Annotated in this window: 13 protein-coding genes and 1 pseudogene; 6 read left to right on the top strand and 8 right to left on the bottom strand. The window is 61.8% G+C overall.

The window, feature by feature from the left end:
• Nucleotides 1-176: 176 nt before the first annotated feature.
• Both QSJ34_RS16660 and QSJ34_RS18610 read right to left on the bottom strand, forming a co-directional pair.
• Nucleotides 177-851 (bottom strand): transposase, encoded by a 675-nt coding sequence (locus QSJ34_RS16660; protein WP_285577424.1) that lies wholly within the window; start codon nt 849-851, stop codon nt 177-179.
• A gap of 87 nt (nt 852-938) precedes the next feature.
• Nucleotides 939-1115, bottom strand: a pseudogene (locus tag QSJ34_RS18610) (transposase); the annotation flags it as partial.
• Nucleotides 1116-1201: 86 nt separating this feature from the next.
• Between QSJ34_RS18610 and QSJ34_RS16665 the strand changes: the two are divergent.
• The 3 genes from QSJ34_RS16665 to QSJ34_RS16675 all read left to right on the top strand — a co-directional run bounded on the left by QSJ34_RS16665 (nt 1202) and on the right by QSJ34_RS16675 (nt 7270).
• A complete protein-coding gene (locus QSJ34_RS16665) occupies nt 1202-3841 on the top strand; it encodes a virulence-associated E family protein (protein WP_285577427.1) in 2640 nt (879 codons plus the stop codon).
• A gap of 421 nt (nt 3842-4262) precedes the next feature.
• Complete coding sequence (locus QSJ34_RS16670) at nt 4263-5834, top strand: hypothetical protein (RefSeq protein WP_285577429.1); 1572 nt, start codon at nt 4263-4265, stop codon at nt 5832-5834.
• Between the two features lie 389 nt (nt 5835-6223).
• Nucleotides 6224-7270: a tyrosine-type recombinase/integrase gene (locus QSJ34_RS16675; RefSeq protein WP_285577431.1), complete on the top strand. Its 1047-nt coding sequence runs from the start codon at nt 6224-6226 to the stop codon at nt 7268-7270.
• A gap of 51 nt (nt 7271-7321) precedes the next feature.
• On the opposite strand, the gene QSJ34_RS16680 is transcribed toward QSJ34_RS16675, so the two are convergent.
• Nucleotides 7322-8818: an ATP-dependent nuclease gene (locus tag QSJ34_RS16680; RefSeq protein ID WP_285577432.1), complete on the bottom strand. Its 1497-nt coding sequence runs from the start codon at nt 8816-8818 to the stop codon at nt 7322-7324.
• 698 nt (nt 8819-9516) lie between these two features.
• On the opposite strand from QSJ34_RS16680, the gene QSJ34_RS16685 reads away from it, so the two are divergent.
• Together QSJ34_RS16685 and QSJ34_RS16690 are read left to right on the top strand one after the other, a co-directional pair.
• A complete protein-coding gene (locus tag QSJ34_RS16685; RefSeq protein WP_285577434.1) occupies nt 9517-9912 on the top strand; it encodes a SprT family zinc-dependent metalloprotease in 396 nt (131 codons plus the stop codon).
• Between the two features lie 80 nt (nt 9913-9992).
• Nucleotides 9993-11462, top strand: coding sequence for an HAD-IG family 5'-nucleotidase (locus tag QSJ34_RS16690; RefSeq protein WP_285577436.1), 1470 nt, complete (start codon nt 9993-9995; stop codon nt 11460-11462).
• 14 nt (nt 11463-11476) lie between these two features.
• On the opposite strand, the gene QSJ34_RS16695 is transcribed toward QSJ34_RS16690, so the two are convergent.
• From QSJ34_RS16695 to QSJ34_RS16710, 4 genes are all read right to left on the bottom strand, one after another.
• Nucleotides 11477-13354, bottom strand: coding sequence for a hybrid sensor histidine kinase/response regulator (locus QSJ34_RS16695; RefSeq protein WP_285577438.1), 1878 nt, complete (start codon nt 13352-13354; stop codon nt 11477-11479).
• A gap of 57 nt (nt 13355-13411) precedes the next feature.
• Nucleotides 13412-14626 (bottom strand): DegT/DnrJ/EryC1/StrS family aminotransferase, encoded by a 1215-nt coding sequence (locus tag QSJ34_RS16700; RefSeq protein ID WP_285577440.1) that lies wholly within the window; start codon nt 14624-14626, stop codon nt 13412-13414.
• Between the two features lie 112 nt (nt 14627-14738).
• Nucleotides 14739-15683, bottom strand: a complete 945-nt coding sequence (locus tag QSJ34_RS16705; protein ID WP_285577442.1) for a hypothetical protein — start codon at nt 15681-15683, stop codon at nt 14739-14741.
• A 466-nt stretch (nt 15684-16149) separates the two neighbouring features.
• Nucleotides 16150-17067: a hypothetical protein gene (locus QSJ34_RS16710; RefSeq protein WP_285577444.1), complete on the bottom strand. Its 918-nt coding sequence runs from the start codon at nt 17065-17067 to the stop codon at nt 16150-16152.
• A gap of 389 nt (nt 17068-17456) precedes the next feature.
• Here QSJ34_RS16710 and QSJ34_RS16715 point away from each other — a divergent pair, with 389 nt between their 5' ends.
• Complete coding sequence (locus QSJ34_RS16715) at nt 17457-18278, top strand: DsbA family protein (protein WP_285577446.1); 822 nt, start codon at nt 17457-17459, stop codon at nt 18276-18278.
• Nucleotides 18279-18297: 19 nt separating this feature from the next.
• Here QSJ34_RS16715 and QSJ34_RS16720 read toward each other — a convergent pair whose 3' ends face one another.
• A complete protein-coding gene (locus tag QSJ34_RS16720) occupies nt 18298-19815 on the bottom strand; it encodes an ATP-binding protein (RefSeq protein ID WP_285577448.1) in 1518 nt (505 codons plus the stop codon).
• Between the last annotated feature and the right edge of the window lie 35 nt (nt 19816-19850).

Raw genomic sequence — 19850 nt, forward strand, 5'->3', positions numbered from 1 at the left:
CATCCCTCCGCCATTTTTTCATTTATCGAAACCTCGGAAACAAGGGAAACGTCGGTCATGGGTCCATCAGACAATGGAAAGACCGTTTCCATGTTTCCCTCGTTTCCCAGAAATCCCTTAATTTCAAAAATGACTCAGTCCTTGAGGGAACCAGGCGGGCGGGCATCCACACCCGATTAGGCCTCACCCCGCACCACGTCCTGGAATGTTTTTGGCTCCCCGTGCAGAGCCCGTTGAACCAGATCGTCGAACACTTCTTTCGGAGTGGACTTCCGGCATCGGTGATTGAAGCGGAACACGAATTCATCGAGATAGGCGCCGAGGTGTTTCTCGCTCATTTCCCCCCAATGTGTGCCGACCTGCCAGACCCGTAGCTCCCCGAGAACACGATTGACGCTTAGCAGTCCCAATTCCGTGGCCGTTCGATGTCGATACTCCGCCTCCCCCAGCCAGTCGAACTCGCTCCCAGGGCTGGACCAGATCTCTTCGCGCATAACACCCCCAAGGGCCTCCATGAGGCACCGCTGCAAGGTCTCCGGTTCACGGTCGCGAATTTGTCGGAGGCAGGCCCATTCGGTAGACCCATCTGCTCTTTCCTTAACCACCACCAGCACTTGGACAGCCTTCTTCCCCTGGCGCCCGAACTGGTTCAACTCCACCACCTCAAGGTTTTCAATACTGACCTCGACCCGACCATATGTTGGCGGCCCCGGAATTTGCTGCATCACGCCTCGGATCTTATGGAGCAGGAGCCAAGCCGTCTTGTAGCTCACAAGGTTCCGTTCGTCTTCATCCGGATCCGGCAGTTTCGCCAGGCCCGACGCGCTGATGCCGGATGGTGTTTCTGACATGACCCATAGGACTGAGAACCAAGTAACCAGGGAAACACGGCCTCCAGCGAGAGCCGTCCCGCTCAATTCGGAAGCCTGCTTCTGGCAGTCCTGACAACGGAACAATCCCCGTGCGTTGAGCCGAGCCCTATTGCTTCCACAACCTGGGCAACGGAACCCTCCCGGCCAACGAAGCTCTCGAATCGAGGCCCGGCACTGGTCCTCAGTGGAGAACCGTTTGAGGAACCAGGAGGGAAGAGGAGATGCCATCCCTCGATTCTCCATATCCGAGAGCGAAGTAAACAGGGAGATCCTCGCATCGCCTCTTAAGGGTTTTGGCGCAACAACGCGCCCCACCTCATGGAGGCCTAATGGCCCAGTTCACCACCCCCCTCGATACCCCGGAGAACACTCCGGTCTCTTCCCCCCTCATCCGCTGCAGCCGCTTCACCAACTGCCGCGACAACACGCCCAAGAACCTGAACGCGAGCTGGGAGGAGTTGACTTCCCCGGCCTTCTTGGGCCGTGCCTACGAGGTCCAGGGCGCCACGAAGGAGGAGGCCAAGCTGAACCTCTACGCCTTCAGCCCTGCCGCCTACCCTCCTGGTGGGATCCGTGGGGACCGCGACATCGAAAGCATCCAGATCTTCATGCTGGACTTCGATAACAAGGCCGAACAGCCCACGGGAGAATTCAAGGAAAACGGGGAACCCGTGTTCCGCAAAGTCCCCATCGAGGGCGCCCCGACCCTGCAGGAAGTGCATGAGCACCTCACACGGCTTGGAGTCACGCACTTCGGCTACCACAGCTATTCCAGCACGCCGGAGTGCGAGCGATTTCGCATCATGCTTCTAATGGATCGCCCCTCCAATGGCAAGAATTGGAAGCTGACCTCCGAGTGGCTGCTGTCCCAGCTCATGCTGGATCGGTGGCGGGCCATGGGCTGCCTGGACCTGGGCGCCATGCACCGTGCGGCCTGCCTCTACTTCCCGGCCGGAAACTGGGCTCAGGAACCCGAAGCCAAGGACCGCATCCAGTTCGTGTCCTATAACGGAGCCCCCCTGGCGCTCCCGACCGAAGAAGATCTGGCCGACATGACGATCGCCCCCGTCACCGTCCACCCCCTGCTTCAGGAATGGCAGGCGAAGCGTGCTGCGACTCGTGTCAGCACCATGTCCAGCGATCCCGACAAGTGGCAGGAAGCCTACAACGTGGACTTCAAGACCCTGGATATGGTGGGACTTCTGCGTGAGATGGGCTCCACAGTTCAGGAGCCCGTCCCCTACGGCAGCGGCACCAAGGCCCGCTGCACCTGCCCCTTCGCGCACGAGCACTCCAATCCGATGGATGCCGAGGGTGCCGCGGTCTTCATGGAACCCGGCTCCTGGCCCGGCTTCACCTGCCTTCATGACACCCACAAGGACGTTCACCTTCGCGAGGTTTGCCACGAAGCAGGCGAAGAGATACTCCTCCGGCACGCCCAGCCCTTTCGCAGCACCACTGGGCGACTGGTTTCAACCCGGCGCGAGGAGGCCAAGCATGCCGTGGATTCCGAGGGCGCTGATGCCATCGAGGCAGAAGTGATGAATCAGGGCGAGGGGGATCCGGACGAGGCCAAGCGCAACGCGGCGATCCAGCGCTGGAAGGAACTGCTCGAAGAAGACGGAATCCCCACCGAAGAAATCCGCTTCACCAGCAAGGGCGGCATCGCCAAGTCCCCCTTGAACCTCGAAATCATCCTGACGAATGGCCACGCCTACCGGGATTCCATCCGCTGGAATGAGCTGAAAATGATCACGGAACTGCAGGTCGCCGATTATGCCCACCTGGATATCGACGATCTGGACAACGGCGTCACGGGCCTCCAGAACCATCTGGATCGCCGTTGGGGCGTGTCGTGGCCTCAATCGACCATCATCCTGGCCCTCAATCTGGCCGCGTCCTCGGCGAAGTACCACCCCGTGAAGGTCTGGCTTGCAGCCCTGCCTGAATGGGACGGCGTGGACCGCATGCCCCTGGTTCGCGATGAAATCCTGGGCGCCACCCAGACCCTCGACTACGACAAATACGCCGCCCTCTATGCCGAGTACCTCAAGTGCACCCTCATCGGCGCCGTGCGGCGCGTCATGGAACCCGGCTGCAAGATGGACACGGTCACGATCCTCTACGGCGATCAGGCTGCGCGGAAGTCGACCTTCTGGAAGACGCTGTGCGCCGACCCCGGCTGGTTCAACGATTCCAAGATCCACATCGACAGCGCCGAAGGGCAGAAGGTGCTGCAGGGCTCGTGGATCCACGAGCTGAGCGAGATCGACGACATGACCTCCGTGAAATCGGCCGAGGCCATCAAGGCCTTCGTGTCCTCGGCCACGGACAAGTTCCGCCCCTCCTACGGCCGGATTCCCCGTGATTTCCCCCGCCGCTGCATCATGGTCGGCTCCACGAACAAGGAGCAGGTCCTGAACGATCCCACCGGCTCCCGCCGTTTCTGGGTGATTCCCACCGCCACGAAGATCAACATCGAGCTGCTGCAGGAGAACCTGGCTCAGCTTTGGGCCCAGGCTCTCCACAGCTACAACCAGGGGGAGCCGAACTATCTCACCGACGACATGGAAGCCCTCCGGGTCGGCCAGAGCCACCGCCACCAGATGGAAAGCCGTTACGCCGACCTGATGCCCAAGATCACCCAGTTCTACCAGGAGCACGCTGGGCCAAACGGCATCACCCTCAGCGCGATCTTTGGGTTCCTCGAAGGGAAGGTCGAGGACGGTAAGGGCTTCGCCAAGCCAACGCTCGCTGAACGCCGGGATCTCGCAGCCTGCCTCCGCAGCAACGGCTGGACCGTCAAGCAGGGCTACTTCAACGGCGTCAGCGCCAAGTGTTTCATGGCGCCCGAGCAGTTCCCGCTCACGGTTCCCAAGAAGGCACCTGCCGCCACAGGATTCGAATTCCCCGGCGTGGACCTGAGCGGGGATCCGTTTAAGGTTCCGGAGCAGGGCCCGCTCTTTTGATCGATCCGGACCGGCACGAAGCAAGCCGATGGTGTGACCGTCAGGACCGTATGACCGAACCAAAGGGGACCTCACCGGGTCCCCTTTTTCATGTCTGCTCAGTCTGAGACCCCATGGAAACTCAGGCCACAACCCAGGCCAGGCATTGGCGGGGTCGATGCCGGGAATCGATGCCGGTGGAGGCAACAGCCATCAAGTGTCCATGTGGGCCCGGGGCCATGAATGGAGGGGAAGCAGGGAATGGAACATAGGGGGGTGTAGAGATACTAGTGGGACTATTCACCACGGCGGTCCTGCGGACCTGATGTGCGGGATGCATGCAGGATCGGGATGAGGGCAGTGGAAGGAGTAAATGGGGGAAGAGGGATAGGGGGGTGTAGAAATACTAGTGGGACTATTCCCCTCCCCGACAGGACCCAACATGGCTTCACTTCCCCTGAGGATTGGGGAGTCAATCATCCCTCTCTCGATCGCGATCCCGCGCAGGTGCTCGCTCCAGGGTGATGAACCGGTCCGCCCCGTGCGGTGGGTCGATACCCGGAGCCCCGTCCTACAGAAGCGGTTCCGAGACCTTGCCTACTTCATCTCGGAGCAGGCCGGGTACGACACCGCGACCACCGTACCCTCTCGGGTGAAAGGGAAACCCGGTGCTGTGCGTCGTCTCCCCGAGGGATACAAACCCCTTCAGATCCTGGTTCAGCCGGAGTGCGGGCTCTACGACGAGAACGGGACATTTCACGGGAACGAGGACGCCCTCTGCTTCTACGACATGGACCGGCTCCCCCTGGAGCGGCTGTTTGAAGCCTATGAACGGCTCCGGGTGCTCCACAATCAGGGACGTGCCTTCGTCTGGATGAATGCCGTCCACTGCCCCAAGGCTGCGTTCTGGGTGCGCCTACGAGGTTCTGGTGAATCCCACCAGGCGATGCTCCTCCAGATCCACCAGGAGGTGTTCCAGGGGGATCCGGCATGTGCCCCAGCCCTCGGCCCCTCCGACATGTGGAAGACCTTTGTCCATTCCGCAGAAGTGCTCGAAGGGATGCGAGTCTTTTTCGCCGAGGCCTATCGCCGGCATGTGCAGGCCATTCACGATGAGGCACGTAGACGCGAGCAGGCATGGCATGAGCAACGCCGAGTGGAGCTTCACGAGGCACTGGAGCGGGAAATCGAACAGCGCGTCCCCACCGAGGCCCAAGCTTTCATTGAGCCCCCTTCCCAACCGGATTCCTGGATCAGCGATCTCCTGGGCGGTTGGCAGCCTGGAGATCCCTTCCCCGATGCCTTTAACGCCTACCTGAACCGGGAATTCGCGCCTCGGCTTGAGCACGGGATCCGGCTTCCGCTCTATGAGGAGCCGATTCCGAGGGCGTTGTTTGGACGGAAGGCTTCGCGGCTTCAGGAGCTGATCCTCCGGTTTGCCCTCTCGATGCCGGAACGGTTGCTCCACGAGGGCGTGGGAATTCCGAGTCCCCTCATCCAGAAGCTCGCGCACCAGTACTACCCCGAGCTGTTCAATCTCAGGATTGATGTGAGCGGGAACCTCGATGCCTCAGGCGCCTCCAAGGCCATAGGTCAGTTGGTCGCACGGGGCATCCTGGAGGTCGCGGATCATGCTTTTCGTCCCGGCGGCTTCTCGAAGCTGTATCGAGCGATTCACCCGGAACTCATCCAGTTGGCCCTGGTGCGGTCCAGGAGCTTCGGTAGGAAGCGGTTTCAGGAACGCACCGTGGACGAGGTGGACCGGCGCTGGCAGGAGCTTACTGGTCAGGCTCTGGCTGACACGGCCATTGATGGTGTCAGGGATCAGATCATCTACCGGCTCACCAACCTCTGCCCGAGTTTCGAGATATTCGAGGAAGCAGCGCTCCGGATCCCCGGAATGCGGGAACGGCCGGAGCGGATGAGGTTCCTTCCGAGTCAGTGGGCTGCCCACATGGATCGGGACCAGAGGAAGGCCCGGGCCGGTGAGGTAGACCTTCCCGGTGGTGGGTGACCTTCAGGGCTGAAAACCAAAAAGACGTGTGAATCCACTCTCGAAAACCACGTTTTTACGGCCTGCCATTGCGCGGGCGCTACCCCTTTGGCCGAGACAAGCGTGAAACGCCGGAAGTGGCCTCCCAGAGGCACGCGTGGAACCTCGGCGACATCGAGTCGATGAAGCCTGCGGGCCGCACGAAGATCCGCGCATGAAACGTAGATTCGCTGTTAACGACCCGAGGTGATTTCTTGGGTCCCATTACTTTCCTTACTCCAACCGCAGACCAGGTCAACGGAAATCAAGTCCCAATGGTCCTTCGGCACACCTGGACCATCCAGGTTCCTGTGGCGGCCCCGGTGTCCAAACCTCCGATCCAGGGGAAGGTGCGCCCCAGGAGGCGGCGCGTGGAGGACGGCAAGATTCATTTCGTTCAGAACCTGGCGAAGCATCCTGAATCTGGCGTCTTCCTCTACCGATTCTCCTATCAGGGCCGAATCTATACGGGCTCGACCGGTTGCTACCGCCTAGTTGAAGCCCGGGACTACATCAACGCGATGAAGGGTCGGCTCTCCCTGGAAGGCGTCGGCATCAAGAAGCCGAAGGCGATCACCCTTCGGCAGTGCTTCAACGCCTGGATGGAGGAGGTCGCTCCCCAGCGCAGCCACTCCTATGTCAGGACGCTGAAGGGGCTCATCACCCTTCATGCCCTGCCCCTAATCGGCGGGTTCTTGGTCAGCCAACTGGACTCGACCGCGTTGAACGGCGTCCTGAACCGCTACCTCGAAACCCACACGAAGAGTGGGGCCAACACCTTCGCGCTGCATCTCGGGGCCCTGCTTGGGTTCGCGGTTGAAAAGGACTGGATCAAGGAGAAGCCCACCATCTCGATAATCCCAGTTCAGCGGAAGCACCGTCCCGTCGTCCCGAAGGACCTCCTGGACCAGTTCCTGGAGGCCGTGGATGCCCAGGGCAGCCTCCATGCGAGCTTTCTTGTTCGTGCCCAGATCCTCATGGGGATGCGCAACCACGAGGCCCGTCTGATGCGATGGTCTGGGCTTCGGCTCGACCAAAAAGTGTTCATCCCGGACAAAACGAAGAACGGTGATGCCCCGGTGATGCCCATTCCAGAGGTGATGCTGGATTGGTTTGAGAAGTTGAAGCCCCAGGGGGGCGGAACCTTTGGTCTCATCTGCCCTGGGGAGAAGGAAGGCAAGCCTCGCGGCCACGACTTCACCATCCGGTACATCCGAAGAGCGGCTGAAGCAGTTGGGCTGCCCCCTGACCTAACCGATCACCGCCTCCGTGCGAGCTTCGCCAACATTCTCAACAAGCGGGGAGTGCCACTGCCGACGATCCAGAAGCTCATGCGGCACTCGAAAGTCGAGACCACGATGATCTACATCGAGACCCGTGAAGAGGAGATGCGCGAAGCCATCAATTTGGTGGGTTGATGCTCTGTCCTAGTGAAAACGGGATTCACAATTATTTCGCTGAAGGAGCACCTAGTCTTGCCGCTGTTCGTGAGGAAGGAACTCCTCAAAAGAAATCAATACTCTTTGAAGTGCCTCTGGATATGCCTGGGCCCAAATATTTGCGAAAGCAGCTGCCACCGTAGCTTCGGGGAGGAGACCAAGCTTCTCACCCACTTGAGCGAAGAGTAGATGAGCATCCATATTTGTTGTCCTCACCGAATTACATATTTGTTTGACCCGCTCAGCATTTTCGAAGCGCTGAAGAAGGGCCACTGCAAGCTTTCCTCCTATCGAATCCCATGCGGTCATTACCTCATCAAATACAAATGCCTCAGGCGATTGCCCAGGTAGTCGATAAATTGCATCGTCCTTCGATTCAGATTGTTCCGAGTCACCATCAATGAGACAAATAGATGGCACCAGAGAAGATGGATCCTTTCGATGGTAACGATTCATGGCTACCGCAGTACCATCACCTTCCATACCGTAAACTTGAATGTGATCAACTGCGAGGTTATTAGCCTGGCGGAGGATAGCTTCAACCCAAAGTTTCGCGAATGGATCTTCAACAAAGATAACCAAGGCGGCATCAATCTGACCTGTGATTGCACGAAGTGAGTTGATATCCAGCTTTCCCTGGAAGATTCTGTCCTGAGTAGCCACCCAAATTGCTTTTGATGGAAGCGGCTTTAATGCATCGTTAGAGTGTGTCGTAAAAATCGTTTGAAGCTTTTTTCGTTCTGCAGCATCGATGAGATATTCCACCATTCGAACTGTTGCAACGGGGTGAAGGCCGTTCTCGATCTCTTCAATCAATACCAAGGCTTGATCCTCAACGAGTTCGATTTCAGCAACCATTCGAATAATGCTCGATTCACCTGCCCCAAAATGGAATTCGGAATAGCCCTTGCCATCCTTTGTTCGCCCAGCCAACAGCGTGACTCTGCCTTTGGGGTCGACTCGCAAACTACTAAATCCTGAAATATTCTTACCAAGAATTCGAGATACAGCCTTTTGGACTGGTTCCGTTAATTCTTGAACGTGTGCCTCTGGCACTTCGAAAGAGTTGGATGCACAACGACCCAGTTCAGGGCGTTCATTAGCAGGAACTGTCCTTGAAACACCAAATACAAGCACTCTTCGATCGGGCGCTTCACGATTCCAGCGCGAGTTTCGGAAGCTGGTTGTTCTGCGAACTGCATCCTTCTTGTTCAGTTCTCGGTCTATCAACTCATATTCAATTGACCAATCCTGCATTGTTTCGTCGTATTTACCACTTTTCGCAAAAAAACGTTTGGGAGATATAGACTTATATGCACACCCAGCCGCGCCTAGAATGGTCGTTTTACCACCTCCATTCGGGCCAATCAACGCAGTAACCGGAAAGTCAAACAAAACTGGCTCGTTATGAAAACCTCTAACATGTTTGAGGCTTAATTTCGCAAGATATTGGCCATAGTTACGATTAGCCGCTTTTTCTAAAAGTGCGTTAATAGTGCTATCACGTATTTCACTTTTAAAAACCATATGTTTTCCTCTCCTTGTTTATGACTTAAAGTTTTGAATTTCGTTTTCTGAATTGTTGACTAGGCAGGGTCGGCAAGCCAACACAAATTTCTAAGTGTCAGCCGGTTACTCAACGGGACTCAGGGACTCTTGGTGTACACCCTCGAAGTAGTGGCCCGCTTCGCAGTGGGTGGAGTCCTGTCGCAGCTTATGCTCGCAATGGTCTGGAGTCCCGTGAGCCTGCCTCTTGAAGTGCAGCCGCACAGCCCCTTTGCAGTGAACGCAACGAGCCTTTGGCCTGCCGGGAATATCGGACACATTTACCTCGGTCCACCGGTACACCTTTGTCTCACCCTCAATGAATTTCTTTTTGATCTCGCACCGGTACATCTGGTCATGAGACTTGGGTTGTTTCTTCGCTTTAGTAGTCGGTCCTGAACTCATGCCTGCTCCTTGAGGCAAGGCTAGCAAGCGGATGAATGCTTTGGGACGACATGTGCATTGATCACTCAATTTGAGAATCAATCTCGGTTTTTAGACGACCGTGGGCACAATTCTCATCAAGGCAAATCGCGTCAATGGCGGGGTCCACAACCGTCTGGGAAAGGTCAACAGCCACCTCTCCCGGGGCACCTTAGACAGATTCAGTTACAGGCTCACCTGCTGACACATGGCCCGCCCGTGACGCTCCAAGTCCTGAACACCCTCAAAATCGAAGCATGACGTTCACCCTCCGCCACCGAGCCCAGGGCATCCTCCGCGAGGCGGGCTGGGAGATCCCGCCGCCACCCTGCATCTGGTCGCCACGCATGGTTCGGTGCGCAGGGCTGTTCGTGGTCGAGAAAGATGGGCGGGGGAAGTGGCATCCGGAGATCCGCCTTTCCATCCCGCTGCTGCGGCGCCGGGATTGGCCCTGGCCGCAGCAGGTGTGCGGGATGAACTGCCATGATCCGCTCCAGGTGCAGCAGCGCATCCTGGAGCACGAGCTCATCCACTACAAGCTCTGGATGGATCGCGAAAGGGACTGGGGGCACAGCGAGCGGTTCCGGCAGCTGGCTTGGGAGGTGTTCGGGCATCAGGCCATCACTCACGGCATCGGGTCGGAAGAGGAATGAGACCTCGCGCGGTTTCGGCCTGATTCGCTTCCCGTCAGGACTGATCAAAGGCGAGCTTTCTGCCGAGGTACACTTCTGCCATGACCGCCTGGGATCCTGCCCTCCTCGCCGTGCCGCCCCTCACCGAGGCCGAGGAGCGGCTGCCGCCGGCCCACAAGCTCTACGCGCTGCGCACGCTGCCCATGGGTGAGATCAAGGCCATGGGCTTCGACATGGACCATACGCTGGCGCGCTACAAGACGCCGGAGATCGACGAGCTGGCCTTCAAGAAGGCGGCGCGGCTGCTGGTGCGGGATCGGGGCTACTCGCCCTGGCTGCTGGAGATCCCGTATGATCCGGCCTTCGCCGTGCGCGGCCTGGTGCTGGACGGGCTGCGGGGCAACCTGCTGAAGCTGAACCGGGAACGCCAGGTAGTGCGAGCCAGCCATGGCAGCCGGGCCCTCACCCGCCACGAGGTGGATGCGATCTACAGCCGCCGCCGCCTGTCCACGGCCGCCAAGGGCTTCCGCAGCATCGACACGCTGTTCGAAATCCCCGAAAGCTTCCTCTACGCCCAGATGGTGGATGGCCTGGACCGCGGCACGCTGCGGGCCGAGAACTACCTGGAACTGTTCCAGGACGTGCGCTGGGCCATCGACACCGCGCACCGCAACGGCGAGATGAAGGCCGAGATTCTCGCGCACCGGGACTTCTTCATCCAGAAGGAACCCCTGCTGGCCCTGGCCCTGGACCGCCTGAAGCGCTCCGGCAAGAAGCTGTTCCTCCTCACCAACAGCGAGTGGAGCTTCACGGACGGCGTGCTGAGCCACCTCCTCAACGGGCAGGACGAGGCCCGGCCCAACTGGACCGACTACTTCGACCTCATCGTCGTGAGCAGCCGGAAGCCGGCCTTCTTCCTCGACGCGCCGGAGCCCAAGCCCCTGGAGGGCCATCCCCACTGCTACAGCGGCGGCCACACGGCCTGGCTGGAATCGCTGCTGGATGCCCGGGGTGAAGAGGTGCTCTACGTCGGCGACCACATCTACGGCGACGTGCTGCGCTCCAAGAAGAACGCTTCCTGGCGCACCCTGCTCCTGGTGCCCGAGCTGGAGCGGGAGCTGCAGCTCCTGGAGGCCAAGGCCGAGGATCTGCGCGAGGTGTTCCGCCTGGAGACGGCCCGGCGCCGAACCCAGCGGAAGGAATCCGTGTTGCTCGACCAGTGGCGGCGCAACCGGGCCCGGCGCCACATCCTCGGCCAGCGCCTGAGTTCGGATGCCACCCTGGCGCTCGATCACGAGGCCGCCCACCTGGCCACCAGCGCCGAGGCTCTGCAGCGCCGTGCGGACCTCCAGGGCCTCGAGCTCAAGGGCCTCATGGGAGCGGTGGAATCGGCCTTCAATCCCATGTGGGGGCCCATGTTCCGCGACCGCGACGAACTCACCCGCTTCGCCGATCAGATCCAGCAGTTCGCCTGCGCCTACACCGGCAAGGTCGGGAACCTCTACATGTACGACCCCCTCGCCACGCTCTACGGGCCGCGTCCCGCCCTGCCCCACGAACGCAGGACCTGAACCTAGACCTGGGCCTAAATCGGCCCCAATGGCGCGCCGGCGCTGCCCTGGCGGTTGCCCATGACGCGGCCGATCAGGGCTTCCAGCTCGGCGCTGGAGAAGGGCTTCTTGAGGAAGTCCGCGAAACCCTGGGCGATGGCCTGGTCCCGCGAGACGGGCAGCGCGTAGCCGCTGCAGAGGATGCCCGGGGTGTTGGCGCGGATCGCGCGCATGGCCCGGAAGGCCTCGACCCCGCCCATGCGGGGCATGGTGGCGTCGAGGATGACCAGGTCGAAGGCCTCGGGCCGCTGACGGAAGGCCTCCAGGGCCTCCTGCCCGTCGGAGGCTGTCACCACCTCCAGCCCGAACCAGTCCTGCAGCATCTCGGCCAGCACGGAACGCAGCTCCTCCTCGTCGTCCACGAGCAGCACCAGGTTCTTCGCCCGGGCCCCCTCCACCACTTCCGCGGGGATGGACACCTGGCCTTCGGGCGAGGGGAAGTGCACCCGGAACACGCTGCCCACGCCAGGGATGCTTTCCACCTGGATGCCGCCGCGATGGCCCCGTACGATGCCCATGGCCGCCGCCAGCCCCAGGCCCCGGCCGATGTCGCGGGTGGAGAAAAAGGGGTCGAAGATCTTGGGCAGGGTCGCCGCGTCGATGCCATGGCCCTGGTCCGAAACCTCAAGCACCGCGTAGGTGCCCGGTTCCACGGGATCGGGCCAGTGTCCGATGGCCAGGTCCCTGGGCGTCACCGCGCGCACGTAGGTCCGCACCCGGATCACGCCGCGGGCCCCGCTCGCATCCACGGCGTTGCTGACGAGCCCCTCCACCACCCGCCCCACGAGCACCGGATCCACCATGACCCGCGGCAGGTCCTCCGCCAGGTCCCGGATCACGGGCAGCCCGGTGCGGTCCAGTGCCTCGGCGATGAGGGGGGCCAGCTCCATGGATTCGGGCCGCCGCAGGTCCCCGCCCGAACAGTGCAGGATGTCCCGGCTCAGCCTTGAGGCCCGGTCGAGGCCCGCCTTCAGGCGCTGGAGGTAGATCTGTCCGCGGGAATCCTCGGGCACGGTCGCCTCGGCCATCTCCAGGTTGGCCACCATGGTCTGGAAGATGTTGTTGAAGTCGTGGGCCAGGCCGCCCGCCAGCATGCCGAGGCTTTCCATCTTCTGGGCCTTGGACAGGGCCTCTTCGGCCCGGCGGACCTCGGTGACATCCACCATGCAGCAGACGCCGCCATGGATGCGGCCGGTCCGGTCCCTTAGAGCCGTGGCATAGGCCCTCAGGTGCCGCACGATGCCGTCATCGAAGACGAGATCCATGGGCAGATCGCGGATTTCCGTCTCCCCCCGGGCTGCCCGCTGCATCGGCATCTCTTCCGCGCTCAGGTCGCGGCCCTCCTGCCGGAGCAGGAAATGGGTGGGCTGCTGCCCTTCCGGGGCCGACTTGGAGTGGTTCGCATGCACCGGCATCCGCAGCAGCTCGGCCGCGGCGGGATTCCCGCGGATCACGCGGCAGTCCGGATCCTCGGCGATCCAGGTGGGCACGGGGGTGGCCGCCATGACGGCGGCGAGCTTGTCGGCCTCTGCCCGCGCATCGGCCCGCGCCTCCTCCAACCGGGCAGCGTGGGCGTCCTTGGTGCGGAACAACCCCTGGATGAGCAGGATGCCCGAAAGCATCAGGGCCGAGATGCACAGGCCCAGCAGCTCGTTGGGCAGCAACCGGCTCGGGAGGCCCTGTTCGTACAGCTCCACCAGCACGTACAGGCGCCGGCCCGCCATCAGCGCCAGGGCCAACGAGAACAGAAACCAGGCCAGGGGCCGGCCGGCCGTCCGGCTGACGCGCATCCCGAACCCCGCGGCCACGATCTGCAGCAGGATCGAGAGGAGGATGACGACGAGGTTCAGCACCGGAGCAGGCCCTCTAAAGGCTCTATCGGCGCTTTTTAGGAACTGGGTAAATCTCGATCAGACCCGGATGCGGCTGCCCGCCTTGGCCTGGGCGATGACCTGCCGGATGGCGGCCACGGTCTGGTCCTGGTCCGCCTCGCTGAGGCCTGGCCACAGGGGCAGGCTCATGAGCCGCTCGCCGCTCCATTCGCTGTGGGGCAGACCGTCCTTGGGCAGGTGTTGGGGATTCGCCGCGTAGAAGTCCCGGTACCAGGGGTGGACGTGGGCGGGGCGGTAGTGGATGCCCGTGCCGATGTTCTCGTCCTTCAGGGCCGCCACGAAGGCATCGCGGTCCAGCCCCAGCTTCTCGGGGTGGATGCGCAGCACGAAGAGGTGGAAGCAGTGGCCGTGGTCGGCGTCGCCGGCCCAGGGCAGCATCACCTCGTCGATGTCCTTCATCAGGTCGAGGTAGCGGTGGAAGAGCACGCCGCGCCGGGCGTTGAAGCCGTCCAGCTTGTCGATCTGGTGCAGCCCCATGGCCGCCTGCAGATCCATGAAGTTGGCCTTGCGGGCGGGCTCGTAGACCTCGGTATGCGGGCTGCCTTCTTTGGCGAAGCGCTTCCAGGCGTCGCGGTCGATGCCGTGGAAGCGCAGGCGCTTGATACGGCTTTCGTAGTCATCGTTGAAGAAGGCGATGGCGCCGCCTTCGCCCGTGGTCATGTTCTTGTTCGGGTGGAAGCTGTAGACGCTCATGATTGAGCGGGGATTGCCGCCGATCTTGGTGCCCTTGTAGTGAGCGCCCATGGCCTGGGCCGCGTCCTCGATCACCCAGAGGCCGTGCTTCTCGGCGATCTGCCAGATGGCCTCCATGGGGCAAGGCAGGCCCGTGAGGTGCACCGGAATGATGCCCTTGGTGCGGGGCGTGATGGCAGCCTCGATCCTGGCGGGGTCGATGTTGAGCGTCACCGGATCGATGTCCACCAGCACGGGCACGCCGCCCTGCAGCACCACCGTGCTGAGGGTGCTCACCCAGGTCAGCGAGGTGGTGATGACCTCGTCACCGGGCTGCAGGTTCAACACCTGCATGGTGATCTCCTGGGCCGTGGTGGCGCTGTTCATGGCCAGGCAGTGGGGCACGCCGTTGTAAGCCTTCAGCCGGTCTTCGAACTTGGCCGACTTCGGCCCCGTGGTGATCCAGCCGCTGTGGATGGTGTCGATGATCTCGGCGATCTCCTCTTCGCCCACCATGGGGCGGGTGAAGGGGAGGAAGTCGGGGCGGCGGACATAGGCCATGGAAGCTCCGCGAAAACGACCATTGTAGCCAACCGCCGGGCCGAGCCCCCGCGCAGACAACAGACCGGCGGGCACGGGGCCCGCCGGAGAGGTGGATTCTGGCCTGTTGGGACTACTGCATCAGGCAGTACTGGCTGCTCCCCACGAACTTCACATTGCGCTGGATGAGGTAGTTCCTCGAGCCCATGGTCACGTTGTAATAGGCCCCGTTGGACCCCAGCGTGCTGGTACCGAAGGTCCAGGCGCAGTCATCGCCATTCTCGTATCCCGTGCGGGCGTACCAGGTCTTGCCGTCGGGATCGGTGGTCGCTTCTTCCAGTTCATGGGCCAGCACGGAGACCATGCCGTCCACGCCGGCATTGCCGTTGGGGCCGACGCTCTGGGCGGCGCAGGAGGTGATGCAGCGGGCCGCGTTGCCGATGAAGGCGTAGCGGTGGTTGGAGCCGTTGATGGTGCCCCAGGAATGCCAGCCGCAGTACTGGGTGCAGAAGCCCGAGGATTCGTTCACATCCGACGAGGTCAGCACGAAGTAGATGCCTGTCGCGTCATTGGGCAGGTGCCCGCCCGTGATGGCATCCGAGACGATGGACTGGATGTTCGCGTCCGACAGGCTCGCGCCGTAGGGATAGGCCACGGAGGTGGCGCCGCCGTAGGTCACGTTGCCCGTGATGCCGGAGCCCGTGTAGGTGGAATTGATCTTGAAGTAGGGCGAGCCGCCGATGGCGTTGAAGAAATCGCTGATGATCTGCTGACCGCCGGCGGTATCCGTGCCATTGCCCTGGGCCCAGTTGCCGTACCAGATGATGTAGGCGGTGGGCGTGGTGATCACCTGCCCGCCGTGATTGGTGAGCTGCGAGCGCCGACTCAGGGGGGAAGTCGAGCCGACCGTGGGGGCGCCGTAGACGCTCGCGGAATTGCCTTCATACATGCGGTGGTGGATGATCTCGCTGCCGTTCTCGGCGAAGTGGGAACTGCGCCCTTCCTGGGCGAAGGCGGCTGGCATCGCGAGGGCTGCCAGAACCAGGCCGGTGAGGTGGAGCTTGACGAGGGTCTTCATGGTGCTCCTTGTGGGGAAGTGTGTTGGGGGGGAGATGCCGGGCGTTCCGTGGTGGAAAGCCCAGAGGAAATCCGACCGTTGGGGCCCGGGCGACGCTGCGCCGGGCCGGAAGGCTTCCGCTGGTCATGCCCGATCGTTCAACACCCAGGACACGCGACCAGACAGGAGTCCGCGATCAGTTGGCAGAAAGAACGTTTGGACAGGAGTCTAGGCATTGAAATTCATTCTCACAACCATTTATTTTTTTACCAATATCAACCGAAATATCATTTAAATCTATCATTCGCACATACATATTTTATCTTCCAAGATATCGATAACATGTAAAAAACAGTCAAAACACTTTCGCCAACGAAGAATGTCAAAGCTGCACGGAGAAGGGTGGCCCCCGGCTTCTCTGCGCAAAAAAAACCGGCGGGCTCGGCCCGCCGGGAAGATCAGAAGATCCTGTTTTGAAACGGGTGACTTACTTCACCAGGGCGCAGTACTGGCCGGTGGAGCGGAAGGTGACGTTGCGCTGGATGAGGAAATCGCGGGTGCCGAGCTTCATGTTGGCGTAGGCGCCATTTGCGGTCAGGTACGTGGTGCCGAAGGTCCAGGCGCAGGAATCGCCGTTCTCGGCGCCGCGGCGGGTCTTCCAGGTGGCGATGTCGGGATCGGTGGTGGCTTCCTCCAGCTCATGGGCGAGCACGGAGACCATGCCGTCGACGCCGGCATTGCCGTTGGGGCCCACGCTCTGGGCGGCGCAGGAGGTGATGCAGCGGGCGGCATTGCCGATGAAGCCGTAGCGGTGGTTGGAACCGGCGATGGTGCCGTGGGTGTGCCAGCCGCAGTACTGGGAGCAGAAGCCCGAAGCCTCGTTCACGTCCGAAGAGGTGAGCACGAAGTAGAGGCCCGTGGCGTCGTTGGGCAGGTGGCCGCCGGTGATGGCGTCCGACACGATGGACTGGATGTTGGCATCCGAAAGGCTCGCGCCGTACGGGTAGGCCACGGTGGTGGCACCGCCGTAATTGACGTTGCCCGTGATCCCGGAGCCCGGGTAGGTCTGCTGGATGTTGAAGTAGGGCGAACCACCGATGGTGTTGAAGAAGTCCGTCACGATCTGCTGGCCCGAAGCCGTGTCAGTCCCGTTGCCCTGGGCCCAGTTGCCGTACCAGATGACGTAGACGGTCGGCGTCGTCATGACCTGGCCACCATAGTTCTTCAGGGGAGAGGTAAGCGCGCTCGTGGAACCGGCGGTGGGGGCCGCGCCAAAGGAAGCGTGGGGGCCGCCCTCGTTCCCGTTGAGCCGGTGATGAATCACCTCAGGAGCCTCGGCAAAGGCCATCATCCCGAGGGTAGCTGCCACGGTCAGCACGAGGGTGCGGTGCAAGCGGAGGTGCATGGGGCTCCTTACGAAAAGAAAAAGTGGAGGATGAGGGAGCCCATGGATGGACCCCCGGGGGGAGAAGCAAGTGCAGCTCCGCCGGAAACGCCTGAGCGTTTCGAAGCGGACCTACCGGCGGGCGCACCCGCCGGATCCCGGCCAAATCTCAGGTGGTGAGAGCTGACCGTGCGATGGCTATCTGAAAAGAACGTTTGGACAGGAGTCTAAGAGAAATTTCAGTTTTCATGACATGTTAATTTTTGTTAATGCCAACCAATCAGTCTTTTACGTACGCAAGAACAATCTTTGAGTTCATTTGCGAATGCAACAATCCCCCGAATCGACTCGGCTATCCTGGAGGACCCTTCAGCTTTTCCCCATGATCGAGTCCGTCGAAGGATCTCCAGATGACCTTTCGCAGTTGCCTCATTCCAACGATCAGCGCGCTGGGTTTCGCCCTCCTTGTTCCAGCGCTCCAGGCGCAGACCAAGGCCCCGCGCGGGGCGAAGCCCGCGGAGGCCTCGCTGCAGGCCCAGATCGATGCCCTGCGTGAGGGCCAGGCGAAGCTGCAGAGGGACCTCGATGAACTGAAGGCCCTGCTCAAGGAACGGTCCACGCGCGTCGAATCGCCTGCGACGGCCAAACCCCAGGAAATACTCACGCTGAATGTCCACGGCGAACCATTCAAGGGAAGCCCCCTCGCGCGCGTGGCCATCCTCGAATATTCGGATTTCGACTGCTCCTTCTGTGCGAAATACGCCTCCGAAATCTACCCGTTGATCGATCACGCCTACGTCCAGGGCGGCAAGGTGAAGTATTTCTTCCGGGACATGCCGAGCCCCGAGCACCCGAACGCCCTGTTCAAGGCCCGGGTCGCGCGGTGCGCGGGGGAGCAGGACAAGTTCTGGGAAGCCCACGACCAGCTCTTCAAGGATCAGCGCCCCTTCGACGGCGAAGGACTGGCGCGGTTCCGGCAATCACTCGGGTTGGAGGAAGCGCCGTTCACGGCCTGCATCAACAGCAACCGCTACCTCGATGCGATCCAGCGGAGCGCCATGGGCGCCTCGAGGATGCAGATCCGCGGTACGCCGGCCTTTCTCATCGGCACCCTCAGCGAGGACGGCAATATCCTCACGGCCAAGAAGGTCTTCCTCGGCGCCGAATCCTACGAGGCCTTCCGCGCGGCCCTGGAGGAGCTGCTCACCGGCAAGGCGCCGGCCCAGCCTTGAAGCCAGCCTTCATGAAGGGCTAGGCGATTCCCATCGTGATGCGCAGGGTGCTGCCTTTCCCGAGACCCTCGCTGGAGAGCGCGATGGTGCCGCCCATCATTTCCATCAGGTGCTTGCAGATGACGAGGCCGAGGCCCGTGCCGCCGAATTCGCGGCTATGGCTGCCGTCCGCTTGCGCGAATTTCTGGAAGAGCCGGGCCTGGGCTTCTTGGCTCACGCCGATGCCCGTATCCACCACCAGCAGGGTGATGGTGCCCGGATGGCGTTCCACCTGGATGGCGACGCTGCCCTCCTTGGTGAACTTGAGGGCGTTGGAGAGCAGGTTGAGCAGCACCTGCTTGAGGCGGTTGGGATCCACGATCACGTCGGGGATGTCCTGCAGGACCGGCCAGAACAGCTCCACGCCGGGCTTGCGCGGATAGGCCTCGGCGATGGGCTTCACCTCTTCCAGAAGGACCGCCAGGTTGAAGGGCTCGGGATGCACCTCCAGCTTGCCGGATTCGATCTTGGCCAAGTCGAGGATGTCGTTGAGAAGGCCCAGCAGGTGCTGCCCCGAGGTGTAGCTGTCCTGCAGCATGGACCGCATCTCCTCGGCATCGTCATAGAGGCCGTCCATGACCAGGCGCGTGAAGCCCAGGATGCCCGTGAGGGGCGTGCGCAGCTCGTGGCTCGTGAGGGCGAGGAACTCGCTCTTCAACTGGTCCGCTTCCCGCAGCGCGTCGTTGACGCGCTCCAGTTCGAGGGTCTGGCGCTGGAGGGTGTCGCGCTGCTCGGAGAGGTCGCGGAACAGCCAGGCGTTGTAGAGGGAGATGGCCGCCTGGCGCTGGAGGATGGTGATGGAATCCAGGTCCTCCTCTTCCCAGCGCCGGTCTCCCGGCATGGCGAGGATGGCAAATCCCAGCAACAGCAGCTGGTGCTCGAAGGGGATGAAGTAGAGCTGGGCGCCGTCGGTGCCCCGCAGGGTCGCCAGGGAGCCACCGTCGCTCCCGGCATCCAACCACTGGCTTTGGAAGAGGACGAGGGGCGTGCCCGGAAAGGGGTTGGGCGCGGGCAGCGCGAGGCTGGACCACTGCGGCCGGGGCAGCCCCGTGCCGTCCTTGGGGACGTAGCCCACCCCGCCATCTTCGAGGGTCCACACGACGGCCCGCTGGCAGTGGAATTCCTGGGCCAGCACGTCGAGCACGACGCTGACCACCTGGCCCCCCTTGGAGGTGGCCGCCAGGATCTCGGAGACCTGCTGGAGCACCTGCATCTGATGCGAACGGCGGCTCAGCTTGGCCCGCAGATCGCGGCTTTCGTGCATGGCCTGGGTAAGCTGGCGCTGGGTCTGCATGAGCTCGGCCAGCATCTCCGCGCCCTGGGGCCGCTGCCCCGGCGGCACGGCCACCTGTTTCGGGCCGGAACTGGAATGGGCTGAGACTGGATTCGGCTTGGGTCCAGAACCCGTCGTAGCGCCGGGCGCCGCCTTCGGACCCGAGCCCGTGTTCGCGGCGGGGAGGGACGGCTTGGGACCGGAGGACTGGTTCGCGCTGGTCATGGGCCTCCAGGATGGCCCTGCCCGGCCAAGCTGCC

The sequence above is a fragment of the Geothrix limicola genome (genome assembly GCF_030268085.1).
In the GTDB taxonomy this organism is placed as follows: domain Bacteria; phylum Acidobacteriota; class Holophagae; order Holophagales; family Holophagaceae; genus Geothrix; species Geothrix limicola.